General features: G+C 71.6%; 12 protein-coding genes and 1 pseudogene. 4 read left to right on the top strand and 9 right to left on the bottom strand.

Annotated features, from left to right (window positions below):
* Positions 1 to 169: 169 nt before the first annotated feature.
* From OXS49_RS20330 to OXS49_RS20315, 4 genes are all read right to left on the bottom strand, one after another.
* Positions 170 to 1,651 carry a carbohydrate porin gene (locus OXS49_RS20330; RefSeq protein WP_267426397.1) on the bottom strand — a complete coding sequence of 494 codons (1,482 nt, stop codon included), beginning with the start codon at positions 1,649 to 1,651 and terminating at the stop codon, positions 170 to 172.
* 122 nt (positions 1,652 to 1,773) lie between these two features.
* Positions 1,774 to 2,700, bottom strand: coding sequence for a Gfo/Idh/MocA family oxidoreductase (locus tag OXS49_RS20325; protein ID WP_267426396.1), 927 nt, complete (start codon positions 2,698 to 2,700; stop codon positions 1,774 to 1,776).
* A 1-nt stretch (position 2,701) separates the two neighbouring features.
* Complete coding sequence (gene araD1 / locus OXS49_RS20320) at positions 2,702 to 3,685, bottom strand: AraD1 family protein (protein ID WP_267426395.1); 984 nt, start codon at positions 3,683 to 3,685, stop codon at positions 2,702 to 2,704.
* A 90-nt stretch (positions 3,686 to 3,775) separates the two neighbouring features.
* Positions 3,776 to 5,383: an aldehyde dehydrogenase (NADP(+)) gene (locus tag OXS49_RS20315; protein ID WP_267426394.1), complete on the bottom strand. Its 1,608-nt coding sequence runs from the start codon at positions 5,381 to 5,383 to the stop codon at positions 3,776 to 3,778.
* Between the two features lie 141 nt (positions 5,384 to 5,524).
* Between OXS49_RS20315 and OXS49_RS20310 the strand changes: the two genes are divergently transcribed.
* Positions 5,525 to 6,265, top strand: coding sequence for a FadR/GntR family transcriptional regulator (locus tag OXS49_RS20310; RefSeq protein ID WP_267426393.1), 741 nt, complete (start codon positions 5,525 to 5,527; stop codon positions 6,263 to 6,265).
* Positions 6,266 to 6,405: 140 nt separating this feature from the next.
* On the opposite strand, the gene OXS49_RS20305 is transcribed toward OXS49_RS20310, so the two are convergent.
* Together OXS49_RS20305 and OXS49_RS20300 are read right to left on the bottom strand one after the other, a co-directional pair.
* On the bottom strand, positions 6,406 to 8,205 hold the full coding sequence (locus tag OXS49_RS20305; protein ID WP_244008287.1) for an IlvD/Edd family dehydratase: 1,800 nt from the start codon (positions 8,203 to 8,205) through the stop codon (positions 6,406 to 6,408).
* Positions 8,202 to 9,353, bottom strand: coding sequence for an aldose epimerase family protein (locus tag OXS49_RS20300; RefSeq protein ID WP_267426392.1), 1,152 nt, complete (start codon positions 9,351 to 9,353; stop codon positions 8,202 to 8,204). Before OXS49_RS20300 ends, OXS49_RS20305 begins: the two co-directional genes overlap by 4 nt.
* 156 nt (positions 9,354 to 9,509) lie before the next feature.
* Here OXS49_RS20300 and OXS49_RS20295 point away from each other — a divergent pair, with 156 nt between their 5' ends.
* The 3 genes from OXS49_RS20295 (at position 9,510) to OXS49_RS20285 (ending at position 13,168) form a co-directional block, all read left to right on the top strand.
* Complete coding sequence (locus OXS49_RS20295) at positions 9,510 to 10,805, top strand: sugar MFS transporter (protein ID WP_267426391.1); 1,296 nt, start codon at positions 9,510 to 9,512, stop codon at positions 10,803 to 10,805.
* Positions 10,806 to 10,820: 15 nt separating this feature from the next.
* Complete coding sequence (locus OXS49_RS20290) at positions 10,821 to 11,696, top strand: SMP-30/gluconolactonase/LRE family protein (RefSeq protein ID WP_267426390.1); 876 nt, start codon at positions 10,821 to 10,823, stop codon at positions 11,694 to 11,696.
* A gap of 422 nt (positions 11,697 to 12,118) precedes the next feature.
* Positions 12,119 to 13,168, top strand: a complete 1,050-nt coding sequence (locus OXS49_RS20285; RefSeq protein WP_267426389.1) for a LacI family DNA-binding transcriptional regulator — start codon at positions 12,119 to 12,121, stop codon at positions 13,166 to 13,168.
* 13 nt (positions 13,169 to 13,181) lie between these two features.
* Here OXS49_RS20285 and OXS49_RS20280 read toward each other — a convergent pair whose 3' ends face one another.
* The 3 genes and pseudogenes from OXS49_RS20280 to OXS49_RS20270 form a co-directional block, all read right to left on the bottom strand.
* Positions 13,182 to 14,918, bottom strand: coding sequence for an ABC transporter ATP-binding protein (locus OXS49_RS20280; protein ID WP_267426388.1), 1,737 nt, complete (start codon positions 14,916 to 14,918; stop codon positions 13,182 to 13,184).
* Between the two features lie 11 nt (positions 14,919 to 14,929).
* Positions 14,930 to 15,649 (bottom strand): siderophore-iron reductase FhuF, encoded by a 720-nt coding sequence (fhuF, locus tag OXS49_RS20275; protein WP_267426387.1) that lies wholly within the window; start codon positions 15,647 to 15,649, stop codon positions 14,930 to 14,932.
* Positions 15,646 to 16,128 (bottom strand): annotated as a pseudogene (locus tag OXS49_RS20270) (MFS transporter); the annotation flags it as partial. The gene fhuF and the pseudogene OXS49_RS20270, both read right to left, overlap by 4 nt.

Here is a 16,128-nt window from a genome sequence, read left to right as displayed (position 1 = left end):
CTCCGCGTCGCAGCGGAGGCCGGACGATCGGGGTCAGCCATCGCGGCTGGCCCTTTTTCGTGCACGGCTCCGGCCGACTGGAAACGAGAACGGCCGCGCGGAGGACCCGCGCGGCCGTGTCGGTCGGTGATCCGCGGGCCGGCCGGGGCCGGCCCGCGGGGGCGGTGCCTCAGAGGCTGCCGGGGCCCTTGGCAAAGCCCGCCAGGGTGAACAAGTCCACCGAGAGCTTCGCGCCGACCACGAAGGCGTCGGGAACGCGCTTGGGCTGAGCGAAGTAGCGCTCCTGCAATTGCGGGTTGATGACGTATTGCAGGTTCGGCATCAGCCGGATCGCCGGGGTCAGCTGGATGCCGTAGTTCACCTCCAGGATGGTCTGCGACGAGGAGACACCACCGTAGCCCAGGCCGACCTTGGCGCGCGCCGCCCGGAGATTGGCGGTACCCAGCGGCGAGAAGTGCTCCCACGAGAAGCCGAAGCCGATCGTGTCGTAGGGCCGGCCCGCGAAGGTGCCGGTGAGGACGGCGCCGCCGTTCAGGAAGTAATCCTCGAACTGCCGCCCGCCGGTCCCGGCGAGGAAGGCCCCGAACAGGGTCAGGCCCTGGACGCCGGTCGGATCCGGACGCCACACCATCTGGTCGAACCGGGCGTAGATCGCCGACCGGCCGAACCGGGTCAGCGGATCGAGGCCGCTGAGCAGATAGGAGGTCCGGCGGACGTCCTGAACCGGATCCTTGTAGTCCGATTGATCGATGATCGCGCCGAGGCCGTAGTTGCGCGGCAGCGGGTCGTTGCCGAAATTGGTCGAGTAGCCGACCTCCACCGGCACCACGACGCCGGTGGCGCCGCGGGTCGACCAGTCGATCCCGTTCTGGTTGTCCTGCTGATCGCGTGGATTCACCTCGTAGACGCCGGCATGCACGAACACCTTGTCGGTGACCCAGGCCTTGGCGTGAGCACCCCAGGTGGCGATCGGCCACCACGTGATGTTCGTCATCTTGAACGCGCCCTTCGGCGCGCCGCAGATGCCGTTGTTCTGGAAGTTGCAGTAGAACGGCGAGGCCAGGAAGTTCGGGTTGGCCAGGACGCGGCCGAACTCGATATCGAGGCGGTTGTCGAACAGCTTCTGCTCATAGGACAATGCAGTGAGATGCGCGGTCTGGCCACCGCCCTGGATCTCCTGCACGCTGGTGGTGTTGGCGATGAAGTCGTTCGATATGCCGCGCCCGTGGCGCTGGGTCACGATGGCGTGCACCGCGCCGCCCTCGACCCCGGCGAGGCGGCCGAGATCGGCGTCGAGGCCGAAGAACACCTGGCCGGCATAGTCCGAGCCCTGGCGCCGGCCGCCGGACGGATTGGCGGCGAACTCGCCCGTGTAGTTCAGGATCGCGGTCACCCCGTGCCCGAGGTCGACGGTGCCGGGCGGCAGCGACGGCGGGGCCGCGGCGATGCCCTGCGCGATGCCCGAGGCCGCCGCGCTGCTCGCGCCCGCGAAGCTCCGACCCTCACGGATCACCCGCCGCCGGGCGCGGTTCGCCCGGTACTGCGCCTTGCGTGCCGGGCTGGCCTTCGGCCCCGGATTGACCAGAGTCGGCCCCCCGTCCGGCGCCGTAGCCGCGACCTGAGCCTCGGCCGCGCTGACGCCAGCCGTCATCGTTGCGGCGCACAGCGCGAACGCTGCCCACCGTGTCTGCTTCCTTGCCATAATGACTCCCCCTTAACCGCGCGGCCTTCTGGGCTCTGTCGCGTTCGTGTCCCCGCAGGGGCCCTCCCCGGTCAGTCCGTGAAGGCCTCCACGCTGCGGCGCTCGCCGCGCAGAAAAGCGTCGGCGGTGTGGATCAGTGGATTCAGGTCGACGTCGCTGGCGCCGGAGCGGACCAGGGCGGCGAAGCGGTCGTAGAGGCCGCGATACTCGGCCTCGGGTGGCAACGCGTGGTCGCGACCGTCGAGGGTCAGGGCCGCGCCGCCCCGCGACAGGACCAGGGGCCCGTCCTCGGTCTCGACGCGGATGTCCCAGGTCTGCGGACCGGTCTGGCGCCAGTCGAACGTGGCGTGGATCGGGGTGCCGGCGGCGTCGGTGAAGCGCAGGTCGGCGGCGATCGGCGCCTGCCGGTTCTCCGGAACCTCCAGGGTCGCGCCGGTGAGGAAGAACGGCGGCAGGATGTGGGTGGCGATCGACAGGGCGTTGATCCCCGGATCGAACACGCCCATCCCGCCGGCGTCCCAGATCCAGTCCTGGCCCGGATGCCAGTGCCGCACGTCCTCCATCCAGGCGATCGACACCGACCGGATCCGGCGCGTGGACAGCCAGTCGCGCGCGGGCTCGACCCCGGGCGCGAACCGGGAATGCCAGCTCGCGAACAGGCTCACCCCCCGCTTGCGCGCGGCCTCGGCGAGGAGCCCGACCTCGGCCAGGGTCGCCCCCGGCGGCTTCTCCAGGAAGACGTGCAGCCCCGCCTCGATCGCCGCCAGGGCGGCCTCGAACCGCGCCTGCGGCGGCTGGCACAGGGCGACGGCCTGGAGGTCGCCCTGCCCCGCCAGCATCTCGGCCAGCGTCCGATAATTGGGCACGCCCGCGTATTCGCCATGGCGGCTCGCCACCGCCACCAGTGTGTAGTCCGGCGAGGCGCCGATCACCGGCAGATGCTGGTCCCGGGCGATCTTGCCGACGCCCACCAGCCCGATGCGGATCGGATTCGTCATCTCACAGCACACGCACGGGGATGTCGGCGGCCGGGGCGACCGCCAGAGGATTGCGCAGGGGGAGCGAGAATGGCGCCGCCGCGATCTCGAACACGTCGCCCGGCCGGGCCGCGATCCCGTCGCTGAACGACAGGGTGGCGGTCCCGAAGAAATGCACGTGCACGTCGCCGGGCCGACGGAACAGCGCGTACTTGAAGTGGTGCCGCTCCAGGTTGTCGAGGCTGTGGGACATGTTCGCCTCCCCGGAGAGGAACGGCTTCTCCCAGAGCACGGCGCCGTCGCGCAGGACGCGGCTCGTGCCGCGCACGTCCGGCGGCAGCGCGCCGAGCCAGAGTTCCGGACCGAGCGCCGCCGGGCGGAGCTTCGAATGCGCGAGCCAGAGGTAATTGCCGCGCTCGGTCACATGGTCGGAGAACTCGTTGGCCAGGGCGAAGCCGAGGCGCACCGGGGTCCCGTCGGCGTCGATCAGGTAGATCCCGGCGATCTCCGGCTCCTCGCCGCCGTCGAGCGCGAAGGCGGGGGAGACCAGCGGCTCGCCGGTCCCCTTGATGGCGCTGCCATCGCCCTTGTAGAACCATTCGGGCTGGACGCCGGTCTCGCCGGGGGCCGGCTTGCCGCCCTCGACGCCCATCCGGAACATCCGCATCGAGTCGGTCGGCGCCGGATCGGCCGCGGCGGCGGCGCGATGCATCTTGTCGCGGCCCTCGGCCGAGCCGAGATGGGTCAGCCCGGTGCCGCTGAGCAGCAGGTGTGCGGGATCCGCGTGGTCCACCGGCGGCAGCAGGCGAACGGACGCCAGATCAATGACTTCGGACAGCCCGGCCCGCTCCGCCGTGACGGCCAGATCGTCCCCCGCCGCGAGGGCCTTCCGCGCCAGCTCCAGCACGGTCCGGACGCCGGGCACCGGCCGCGCCACGCCATTCGCCAGCAGGGCGATGCCCCGCTGCCCGTCCGCAGACTCGAATTGTAGGAGTGATCGTCCCATCGAAAGTCCCCCCCCCCCGGGGCGTCTCTTCTTCGGCGGCCTCTGCGGGCCGTCCCGATGCGCGGCCGAGGCGGCCCGCGCGGCGGCCCGTCAGTGGCCCGATTGCGGTTCGAGGAGGCCGTCGATCCGGCGCGCGAGATGCCAGGGATTGTCCGGGCGCAGGGGCGGCGGCAGCAGCGCCTCGGGCAGGTCCTGATAGCAGACCGGGCGCAGGAACCGCTCGATCGCCAGGGTGCCGACCGAGGTGGTGCGGCAATCCGAGGTCGCCGGGAACGGGCCGCCATGCACCATCGCGTGGCAGACCTCCACGCCGGTCGGCCAGCCATTGGCGAGGACACGCCCGGCCTTGCGCGCCAGCAGCGGCACCAGTTCGGCGGCCAGCGGCTCGTCCGCCGGGTCGAGGTGCAGCGTCGCGGTGAGCTGCCCCCCGAGGGATTCGATCACCCGGGTGATCTCCGCGGCGTCGGCGGCTGTCACGAGGATCCCCGCGGGGCCGAACATCTCCTCGGTCAGCGCGGGGTCCGCCAGCAGGTGGCGCGCCTCCGTGCGCAGCAGCGCGGCGGGGGCGCCCCCTGGCCCCGCCTTCTCGCCGCGGGCGGCCACCGTCACCCCCGGGCGTTCGGCCATCGCGGCGACGGCGCCCTCGAACCGGGCGCGGATCTCGGCCGTCAGCATCGTGTGCGGCGCACTCTCGCGGATCGCCGCCCCGGCGGCCTGCGCGAAGGCGTCGAGCTCGGGGCCGGCGATCCCGATCAGCAGGCCCGGATTGGTGCAGAACTGCCCCGCTCCCATCGTGAGCGACTGTACGAAGCCCGTGGCCAGGGCCGCGCCCCGGGCCCGCAGGGCCGCGGGCAGGAGCAGGACGGGATTGACCGCGCTCATCTCGGCATAGACCGGGATCGGCTCGGGCCGGCCGGCCGCCACGCGCATCAGCGCCAGCCCGCCCCCGCGCGAGCCGGTGAAGCCCACGGCCTTGATCCGCGGATCCGCCACCAGGGCGGTGCCCAGCGCGTTCGACGGCCCCGGCAGGTAGGAGAACACGCCTGCGTGCAGGCCGCTCGCCGCCACCGCGGCGCGCAGGGCCCGGGCGACCAGCTCCCCGGTCCCCGGATGGGCCGGGTGACCCTTCACCACCACCGGGCAGCCCGCCGCGAGCGCCGAGGCCGTGTCGCCCCCCGCCACCGAGAACGCGAGCGGGAAGTTCGACGCCCCGAACACCGCCACCGGCCCGAGGGCGACGTGACGTCGGCGTAGGTCCGGCCGGGGCAGCGGCTGGCGCTTGTGCTGCGCCGGATCGATCGTCGCCTCCACCCAGTCGCCCGAGCGGACGAGGTTCGCGAACAGGCGCAGCTGCCCGATCGTGCGGCCGCGCTCACCCTCCAGGCGCGCCTGGGGCAGCCCGGTCTCCGCCATCGCACGCTCGATCAGCGCCGGGCCGAGATCGGCGATCGCCGCGGCCGCCGCTTCGAGGAAATCCGCCCGCGTCCCGGGATCGGTCTCCGAGAAGCTCGGGAATGCGGCCTCCGCCAGCGCGCAGGCGGCCGCGACCTCTCCGGCGCCCGCGGATGCGAAGGCCGGATCCAGGGCCGCACCGGTCGCCGCATCGACGGCCCGGAACGTCTCCAGCGTGGTCACGTCCGCTTCGCCGACCAGGGCGGTGCCGCGGATTGCCGCATTGCCTTCAGGTTGTTTACTCATACAAATAGGTTAGATCTTTTCGATCTGAGCCGCAAGCGCCTCATCCATATCGCTTATGGGTGTTGGTACTTGCGATCCTACAACTTCCGGGTACGATCTTCGGATCCTGGCCCGTCCCGTGGCTCGGACTGGAGGTCGTGGGTGAGACAGCTTCGCGGACACGAGGATATCAGGCTCCCGCTTGCGTCAGGCTCGCGTCGCATCCACGGCTCGGTGGCGCGCGATCTCGGGGTGGCGATCCTGAGTGGGCGTTACGCGCCGGGCGACGTGCTGCCCGGGGAGATCGAATTTTCGGAGCAACTCAAGGTTTCCAGAACCGCCTATCGCGAGGCGATTCGGATCCTGAGCGCCAAGGGGCTCGTGGAGAGCCGTCCGCGCACCGGGACGCGGGTGAGCCAGCGCAGCCGCTGGAACCTGCTCGATCCGGACATCCTGGCCTGGACCTTCGAATCGGAGCCGAGCGAGGCGTTCATCCGCGACCTGTTCGAGCTGCGGATGATCGTGGAGCCGGCCGCGGCGGCGCTGGCGGCCGAGCGGCGCTCGGGTCTCGACCTCGCCCGGATGGGCCATTCCCTGGAGGAGATGGGCCGTCATGGCCTCAGCACGGACGATGGCCGGGCCGCCGACCAGGCCTTCCACACCGCGATCCTGGAGGCGGCCCGCAACGGGCCGCTGATCGCCCTGTCGAGTTCCATCGCGGCGGCCGTCACGTGGACGACGATCTTCAAGCACCGCCGCCAGGGCATGCCCCGGAACCCGATGCCCGATCACCGCGCCCTCTACGAGGCGATCGTGGCGGGCGATCCGGAGGCCGCCCGCCGGACCATGACCGAGCTGGTCCGCCTCGCCCTGGCCGACACCGAACTGGCGCTGCGGCCGTAAGAATCCGGGTTTCCAAAGGGCGAGCCCTTTGGTGGGGTATGGGGGCGGAGCCCCGATATCGGGCTTCGCCCGAACCCAGCGGGCTCCGCCCTGCACCCGCGAAAGGTCCCGGACCTTTCGAATCCGGGACCTTGTGCCGGTCAGTGGTTGTCGCGCGGCAGGCCGCTGGTCTGGGCGATGCGCTGGAAGCGCTCGGCGCCCTCCAGGATCGCGCCCGTGTGCATCTGCCCGACGGTGGCGCGCTGCATCGCCTGCCAGGGCGTCTGCGAGGCCGGGTAGGCGTAGCCGCCCGCCGCCTCCAGGGCCTGTCGGCGGCGCTCCAACTCGTCCGCATCCACCAGCATGTCGGCGGTGCCCCGGCGCAGGTCGACCCGCACCCGGTCGCCGGTGCGCAGCAGGGCGAGGCCGCCGCCGGCCGCCGCTTCCGGCGAGGCGTTGAGGATCGACGCCGACGCCGAGGTGCCGGATTGCCGCCCGTCGCCGAGGCACGGCAGCGCGTGCACGCCGGCCCGGATCAGATCCGCGGGCGGGCGCATGTTCACCACCTCGGCCGCGCCGGGATAGCCCACCGGCCCGGCGCCCCGCATCACCAGCAGGGTCTCCTCGGTGATGCCGAGGCTCGGGTCGTCGATCCGGTGGTGGTAATCCTCCGGCCCGTCGAACACCACGACCGGGCCCTCGAACGCGTCCGGATCCTCGGGGTTCGACAGGTAGCGGTTGCGGAATTCCTCGCCGATCACGCTGGTCTTCATCACCGCGGCCTCGAACAGGTTGCCGCGCAGCACGAGGAAGCCGGCCGCGTCCTTCAGGGGCTTGTCGATCGGCCGGATCACGTCCGCGTCCTCGATCGTCGCGCCCCGGCAATTGTCGCCGATCGTGCGGCCGTTGACCGTCAGGGCGCCCTCGCGGATCAGGCCGCGGCTCATGAGCTGCGCCACCACGGCGGGCAGGCTGCCGGCGCGGTAGTAATCCTCGCCGAGATAGGCGCCGGCCGGCTGCAGGTTGACCAGCAGCGGCACGTCGAGCCCGTAGGTCTGCCAGTCGGCGATGTCGAGTTCGACGCCCATGTGGCGGGCGATCGCCGCGAGGTGGATCGGCGCGTTGGTCGAGCCGCCGATCGCCGAATTGACCACGATGGCGTTGAGGAAGGCGTCGCGGGTCAGGATCTCGGAGGGCTTCAGGTCCTCCGCCACCATGGCGACGATGCGCTTGCCGGTCAGGTAGGCGACCTCCTGCCGGTCGCGGTAGGGCGCCGGGATCGCCGCCGAGCCCGGCAGCATCATGCCGAGCGCCTCGGCCAGCGTGTTCATCGTGGTCGCCGTGCCCATCGTGTTGCAGAAGCCCGTGGAGGGCGCCGACGAGGTCACGAGCTTGATGAAGCCGTCATGGTCGATCTCGCCCGCCGCCAGCATCTCGCGGGCCTTCCAGACGATGGTGCCCGAGCCCGTGCGCTGGCCTTTGAACCAGCCGTTCAGCATCGGCCCGACCGAGAGCGCGATGGCCGGGATGTTCACGGTGGCGGCTGCCATCAGGCAGGCCGGGGTGGTCTTGTCGCAGCCCGTGGTCAGCACCACGCCGTCGAGCGGGTAGCCGTAGAGCAGCTCCACGAGGCCCAGATAGGCGAGGTTCCGGTCCAGCCCCGCGGTCGGCCGCTTGCCGGTCTCCTGGATCGGGTGGACCGGGAATTCGAGCACGATGCCGCCCGCCTCGCGGATGCCCTCGCGGATCCGCTCGGCCAGGACGAGGTGGTGGCGGTTGCACGGCGACAGGTCCGAGCCCGTCTGGGCGATGCCGATGATCGGCTTGCCGGAGCGCAGCTCCTCCAGGCTGAGGCCGAAATTCAGGTAGCGCTCCAGGTAGAGCGCCGTCATGTCGATATTGTCGGGGTTGTCGAACCACGCGCGGGAGCGCAGGAGCCGGGCGGTCTTGGGATCGGTCATTTGTTGGTCCGATGGGCGGGGCTGGTCGAGAAGAAGCGGTAGGTGATCACGTTCCGGTAGGTCTGGCCGGGATCGAGCCGGGCCGAGCCGAAGGCCGGCTGGTTCGGCGTGTCGGGAAAGAGCTCCGGCTCCAGCGCGAAGGCGTCCGACTGCCGGTAGGCGAGGCCGGATTTGCCCACCGCGGTCGCGTCGAGGAAATTGCCCGCATAGAACTGCACCCCCGGCTGGTTGCTGGCAATCTCCAGTATTCGGCCCGTTTCCGGATCCTCGACCCGCGCCACGGGGTGCGGCTCGGCGGTGGGCGCGTCGGTCACGACCCAGTTGTGGTCGTAGCCCCGCCCGCGCACGATCTGGATGTCCCGTCCGTCGCGGATGCGCGCGCCGATCACCGTGGGTTCGCGGAAGTCGAAGGGCGTACCCGCCACCGGACGATGCTCCCCGGTCGGGATCAGGGTGGCGTCGACCGGCGTGTAGCGCTCGGCCGGGATGGTCAGGACGTGATCGAGGATCGAGCGGCCCGAGCCCTCGCCCGCGAGGTTGAAGAAGCTGTGATTGGTCAGGTTGACGATGGTCGGCCGGTCGGTGGTCGCCTCGTAGGTGACGGTCAGCGTGTCGGTGTCGTCCAGCCGGTAGGTGACGGTCGCCGTCAGGGTCCCGGGATAGCCCTCCTCGCCGTCCGGGCTGACGTAGCGCAGGCTCACCGCGGGGGCGGCGCCGCCCGTCACGGCGGTGATGGTCCAGAGCCGCTTGTCGAAGCCGGCCGCGCCGCCGTGCAGGGCGTTCGGGCCGTCATTGGTGGTGAGCCGGTAGCTCCGCCCGTCGAGGGTGAAGCGGCCCGCCCGGATGCGGTTGGCGTAGCGGCCGACGCTCACGCCGAAATAATGGGGCTTGGCGAGGTAGCCCGCGAGGTCGTTGTAGCCGAGCACCACGTCGGCCGGCTTGCCGGCGCGGTCCGGCACGTCGAGCGTCCGCAGCAGCGCCCCCCAGGACAGGATCCGCGCCGTGACGCCCCGGCCGTTGGTCAGCGTCACCTCCTCGACCGTGCGGCCATCGGGCAAGGTGCCGAACACGGTCCGGACCGGCTCGGCCGCCTGGGCCAGGGGAATCATCGCGCCGGCGCAGAGTGTTACAGGTCCCACGCCGCGCATCGTTTCCTCCCCGGATGGATCCCCCGCTGCGCCGATCCTACGCTGGCGCGCGCAGGTGGGCGCTGTTGACCTCCGCGAATCCAGTATATACTCAGACAAATGAAACGGGCAACTCGGCGCACCGGTCCGGTGGCCTACAGGGAGAGGAAACGCGCGATGGCAGCACCGATCGCGAGCGTCGGACCGGTGGCGGGCCGGACGGCCGCGGCCGGCGCGCAGGATCAGGGGAGCTATCGCCCGGCCCTGTCGCTGCTGGCCAGCCTGTTCTTCATGTGGGGCTTCATCACGGTGATCAACAACACGCTGCTGCCGCACCTGCGCAGCGTGTTCGACCTCGACTACACCCAGACCACGCTGATCGAGTCGGTCTGGTTCATCGCGTATTTCGTGGCCTCGCTCCCGGCGGCGAAGCTGATCGCGCGGGTCGGCTACCAGCGCGCCCTGGTGATCGGCCTCGGCATCATGGCGGCCGGCACCTTCGGGATGGTGCTGGCCTCCCGTGAGGTCTCCTACGCGATCACGCTGACCGCCCTGTTCGTGATCGCGAGCGGCATCACCCTGCTGCAGGTCGCTGCCAACCCCTACGTGGCGGTGGTCGGCCCGGCCGAGAGCGCCTCGGCGCGGCTCAACCTCGTGCGGGCGTTCAACGCGCTGGGCACCACCCTGGCGCCGCTGTTCGGCGGCTATCTGATCCTCGGCCGCTCCACCTCGGGCAACGCCGCGGCGGGCACCGTCCTGACCCCGGCCGAGCGGCTGGCCGACGCGCAGTCGGTGCAGCTGCCCTACCTGATCGTGGCGGCGGTGCTCATCGTGCTCGCCGTGGTGATCGCCCGGTTCCCGCTGCCGGCCATCGGCGGTGAGGCGCCCGTTAAGGCCGGGCGCGTGAGCGGGTCGCTCTGGCGACACCGCAACCTCGTCTTCGGCGTGCCGGCGATCTTCATCTACCTGATCGCCGAGATCGGGGTGTCGAACCTGTTCATCAGCTTCGTGGCGCAGCCCGAGATCGGCGACCTGACCCACGCCCAGGCCGCGCGCTACCTGTTCCTGCTCTGGGGTGGGATGATGATCGGCCGCTTCGTCGGCAGCTACCTGATGCAGAGCCGGCCGGCCGAGGCGGTGCTCGCCGGGGCGGCGATCGGCGCCTGCGCGGTGATGCTGGTGGCGGCCTGCGCGACGGGCCAGGTGGCGATGTGGGCGCTGATCGCGGTGGGGCTGTTCCACGCGATCATGTTCCCGACGATCTTCACCCTCGGCATCCGCGGTCTCGGGCCGCTCACCGAGAAGGGGGCGGGGCTGCTGATCATGGCGATCGCGGGGGGCTCCCTGGTGGTGGTGCAGGGCTGGGCGGCGGACCGGTTCGGGCTGCAGACCTCCTTCCTGATCACCGCATCCTGTGAACTCTACGTGCTGTTCTACGCCGTCTGGGGCTGCCGGGCCCCGCGCGCGGCCTGACCGAAAGGCGAAGTCATGGAATCAGGGATCCGCATCGTCGCCCGTTCCGGAAGCCAGATCGGGCGCGACCGGCTCGGCGAGGGCCCGATCTGGGTGCCGGAGCGGGGCACGCTGTTCTGGGTCGACATCGAGGCCCCGGCCTTGAACTGGCTCGATCTCGCGCGCGGCGAGACCGGCCGCCGGCCCTTCCCGGAGCCTTTGGGCTGGATCATCCCCCGCGCCGGCCGGCGGGATTTCGTCGTCGGGCTTAAGAGCGGCTTCGCGACCTACGACTTCGAGGCCGACCGCATCGTGCCGGTCGGCGATCCGGAGCCGGACTACCCCGACAACCGGCTGAACGACGCCAAGGTGGATTTCGCCGGCCGGATCTGGGCCGGCAGCATGCACCAGGCCGAGACCGCAATCTCGGGCTCCCTGCACCGGCTCGACCCCGATCTGACCTGGCAGCGGATGGACGGCGAATACGGGGTCGCCAACGGGCCGACCTTCAGCCTCGACGGCCGGATCATCTATCACAGCGACAGCGCCGCCAGGACGGTCTACGCCTTCGACCTCACGGCGGACGGGACGCTCTCGGGCAAGCGGCCGTTCCTGCGTTTCCCTGACGACTGGGGCTGGCCCGACGGGATGACCACGGATGCCGAAGGCTGCCTCTGGATCGCCCATTGGGGCGGTAGCCGGATCAGCCGGGTGGATCCGGACGGACGCCTGATCCGGGCGGTCGCGCTGCCCGCCCCCAACATCACGAGCTGCGCCTTCGCGGGCGACGGGCTCGACCGCCTGTTCGTCACCTCGGCGTCGCGGGGGGCGGAGGGCGTGCCGGAGGCCGGGGCGCTGTTCGAGCTCGATGTCGGCGTGGTCGGGCTGCCGCCCCGCGCCTTCGGGGGCTGACGGCGACCGGATCGACGGTCCGGCCGTGTTCCCCCGGATCGGGGGATGCGGCGCCGCCCCGCGAGCCCTAGTGCATCGATCCAGACGGAGGCGTCAGCCGAGTCTGGAAAAATTGATGCAAAACCAAAGAACTCGTGCTCACTCGCATGAACGAAGTGAATGCGTCAGAGCACTTGGGTCCCGCTGACCCCGAGACACGAGACCACCTTCAGCCCGCCCGGCCCCGGCCGCGGCGGGCTTCTTGTCGGAGGGGGCAGGACGATACCTGTTTCCGATCCGGGCGGACTTAAAGGGTTTCCATATTCGATCAATCGCTCGCGTATCCGCGCGTCTTTATCTCCGATCCGGCCGGTCCTAGACTGGATCGGGACGGCCGATTGCGTTCCCTTCGGGAGCGCCGCCCCGGCCGGCCGGAGGTGACGATGGGCCAGACGACGATCAAGGACGTCGCGCGGCGGGCCGGCTTCAGCTTCCAGACGGTGTCGCTGGTCCTGAACCACCCCGAGAAGGTCGCCCGGACCACCCGCGCGACCATCGAGGCGGCCATGCGCGACCTCGACTTCGTGCCGAGCCTCGCGGCGCGCGCGCTGCGCAAGAAGCCGAGCCGCAGTATCGCCTGCGTATCCTGCCTGGGGCCTGAGACCGCCGACGATGGGTCGGACCCGTTGCCGGAGACCGACCCGGGTCTCGTCCTGCAGGCCTTCGCGCAGGTCACCGACCAGCACGGCTACACGCTGATCCACCGGCGCTGCCGCAGCGACGACCCGGGCAGCCCAGCCCGGATCGCGAGCCTCGTGAGCGAGGCCCGGGTCGACGGCCTCGTGGTCTTCGCCGAGCGGCGGGACGATCCGCTGATCGCCCTGCTGCAGGCCAAACGGTTCCCGTTCGTGGTGTTCGGCCTCGACGTGCCGGGCGCGCATTGCGCCGTGCGGGCCGACCGCGACGCGGTTCACGAGGCCGTCGCCTACCTGGCGCGGACCGGCAGCCGCGCGATCGGCTTCCTCAAGGGGGATGGTCGGCGGCTGCACACCGCGAGCGAGCGGTTCCGGGGCTATCGCGACGCCCTGGCGGAGGCGGGCCTGCCCCCGCGCGACGACCTCGTGGTGCCGTGCGACTGGACCTCCGGGGGCGGCTACCGGGCGACGCTCGACCTGCTCGACCGCTCCGCGCGCCCGGACGCGATCGTGGCGGCCGACGACCGGGTGGCGTTCGGGGTTCTGAAGGCGCTGCACGACCGGGTCGTGGCGGTGCCGGGGGCGATCCGCGTCGTCGGCTTCGACAACCTCGCCCAGGGGGCCTACACGATCCCGAGCCTGACCTCGATCGCGGTGCCGACCCTCGCCATGGTGCGGTTCGCCTTCGCGACGCTGGCGGCGGTGATCGCGGGGACGCGGGCCCCGGACGACCTCGCCCGGGCGCTGTTCCCCACCCGCCTGGTCCTGCGCGAGTCCACGGCAACCCGGACGCCGTAGGGCGGGACGCGCCCTACTCCGCGGCGAGCACAGGATCGGCCCCGAACTGGGCCGCGTGCAGGCGGCCATAGGCGCCGCCCGCTTCCAGCAAAGCCGCGTGGCGGCCCGTCTCGACCACGCCGCCCGCCCCCAGCACCACGATCCGGTCGGCATCGCGGATGGTGGCGAGGCGGTGGGCGATCACCAGGGTCGTGCGCCCGCGGGCGAGGTCGGCGAGCGCCCGCTGGATCTCCCGCTCGGTCTCGGTGTCGAGTGCCGAGGTCGCCTCGTCGAGGATCAGGATCGGCGGGTTCTTCAGAAAAACCCGGGCGATGGCGATGCGCTGCTTCTGCCCGCCCGACAGGCGCACCCCGCGCTCGCCCACCACCGTGGCGAGGCCCTCGGGCAGGCTGTCGATCAGCTCGTTGAGCCGGGCGCGCCGGGCGGCCGCGTCGATCTCGGCCTCGGTGGCGTCGAGGCGGCCATAGGCGATGTTCTCGCGGATCGTCCCGGCGAACAGGAACACGTCCTGCTGCACGATGCCGATCTGGCGCCGCAGGGCGGCCAGCGTGATGGCGCGGATGTCGATCCCGTCGACGGTGATGCGCCCTGCCGCGACCTCGTAGAAGCGCGGCAGCAGGGCGCACAGCGTCGTCTTGCCGACCCCCGAGGGGCCGACGAACGCCACGGTCTCGCCCGCCGCCACCGCGAGGTCGAGGCCGGAAAAGACCGGGCGGCCGGCGCCGTAGCCGAAGCCCACCCCCTCGAAGCGGATGTCGCCGCGCAGGGATTCCACCGCCCGGGCGCCCGGCCGATCGGTGATGTCGGGCTCGGTGGCGAGCAGCTCCTGGTAGCGGCGGAAGCCCGCGACCCCCTTGGGATAGGTCTCCACCACGGCGCCGATCTTTTCCAGCGGCCGGTAGAACACGCCGACCAGCAGCAGGAAGCCGACGAAACCCCCGGGCGTCAGGTCGCCCCGGACCACGTAGGCGGCGCCGCCGAGCAGCACCGCGATCTGGACGAGGCGCAGGCCGAGATAGTTGATCGACAGCCCCGCCGCCATCAGCCGGTAGGCTTCGAGCTTGGTGTCGCGGTAGCGGGCGTTGTCCAGGGCGAACAGGGCGCGCTCGTGCGGCTCGTTGGCGAAGGCCTGGACGACCCGCATGCCGCCGACATTCTCCTCGATCCGGGCGTTGAAGGCCCCGACCCGGCCGTACTGCGTCTGCCAGTTGCGGGTCATCCGGCCGCCGTAGCGGATCGACACGAAGGCGATCAGCGGCAGGATCGCCCCGGTGATCAGCGCCAGGGGCGCGTGCACCGTGACCATCAGCGCGAAGGCGCCCAGCAGCGTCATGATGGCGATGAACAGGTCCTCGGGCCCGTGATGGGCGACCTCGCCGATCTCCTCCAGGTCCTTGGTCACCCGGGCGACGAGGTGGCCGGTCTTCTGGCCGTCGTAGAAGCGGAAGGAGAGCTTTTGCAGGTGGTCGAAGGCCCGGGCCCGCATCGTGGTCTCGATATTGATGCCGAGCACGTGGCCCCAATAGGTCACCACCACCATCAGTCCGGCATTGGCGACATAGACCAGCGCCAGACCGGCGGCGGCGAGCACGATCAGGCCCCAATCCTGCCGGGGCAGGAGGCTGTCGATGAAGCTCTTCACGGCGATGGGGAAGCCGAGCTCCAACAGGCCCGACAGCACCGCGCAGCCGAAATCGACCAGGAACAGGGTCCGGTACGGCCGGTAATAGGCGAGGAAGGCCTTCAGCATCGCGGCTCGGATCAATTCTGGGCGGCGCACGCGACGGGACAGAGCGCGCCGCAGGACGGCACCCCCGGCAGGCGGTGGCGCAGGCAGCAGACCCGCCGCCGCCGGCAGCCCGACGCCCCCGGGCAGAGCGCCTGCGCCAGCGGGCTCTTAGAACAGGCCGGGCCGGCGCGCCATCCGAGGCAGGCCGCGACGTCGTCACAGGCCGCCTCCGCTCCGTCTGCGAGTTCCCGCGCGACGTAGTCGAGGATCACCGCGGCGTTGCCCCAGAGGATCCGCGGGGCGATCCCGCACCGTTCGTGGCACAGCTCTACGAACGGGCGCAGATGCGCCTCCACCAGCCCGGCCAGGCCGGGGGCCGCGCAGGATCCGTACCCCTCTGCGGGCAGGCGGAAGCGGCAGGGCCGGCCGGCCGCGTCGCGTTCGAGGCTCAGCGCCTCGAAGGCGAGCGGCAGCGGCCGGCCGAGGCGGACCAGGGCGGTCAGTGCCGGCGTCGCCAGGGCGGCGAGGTAGAACTGGCTCCAGTACGAGACCAGGACGCGCCGGTCGCAGGCCGCGCATCCCGCCGCGGGGCCGAGCCCCGCCGCGAAGGCGTCGAGCGTCGCGTCGAACACGCGCGGGTCGCGCAGCGCCCGGAGCGGCATCGTCCCGGGGCCGCCGGGGCCATCGGCGACGCCGTCCCGGTAGGCGGCGAGCGAGTCGGGAACCTGTGCGGCGACCGCGGCAGCGATCATCGCGCGCCCGCCCCGTCCGCCCGCAGGGTCCGGTCCACCGCGACGGCGAGCCACGCCACCGCGGCGGCGTAGGGCAGCAGGGTGGCGGCGAAGTAGCCCGGCCAGCCGATCCAGCCGGCGAGCGCCGGGGCGGCGACCCGCAGGGGCATCGCGGCGAAGAAGGCCGCCCCGAACAGCAGCGCGTAATCGGTGGCGGGGCTCGGTCCCTGCGCCCAGCGGTAGATCATGTTGAACACCGGCACGCCGAGGAACCCGCCCGCGACGAAGCTCAGCACCGCGGCGGCGACCGCGAGATCGGTCATCCGGCCCGCGCAGGCTCCGGCCATCAGAGCCCCGGAGGCGAGGACGCCGACGGCGCCGAACCCGATCAGCCGGACCGTGCCGAACCGGGCGGCGAGCCCGCCCGCCGCCAGCGCCATGACGAGGTTGACCGCCGGCAGGACGGTGCCGGTCAGGAACCCGACCTGCCCGAGCGGCAC

The organism is Methylobacterium sp. GC_Met_2 (assembly GCF_026540795.1).
Lineage (GTDB): Bacteria > Pseudomonadota > Alphaproteobacteria > Rhizobiales > Beijerinckiaceae > Methylobacterium.
This window is presented reverse-complemented; position numbering and strand designations above follow the sequence as displayed.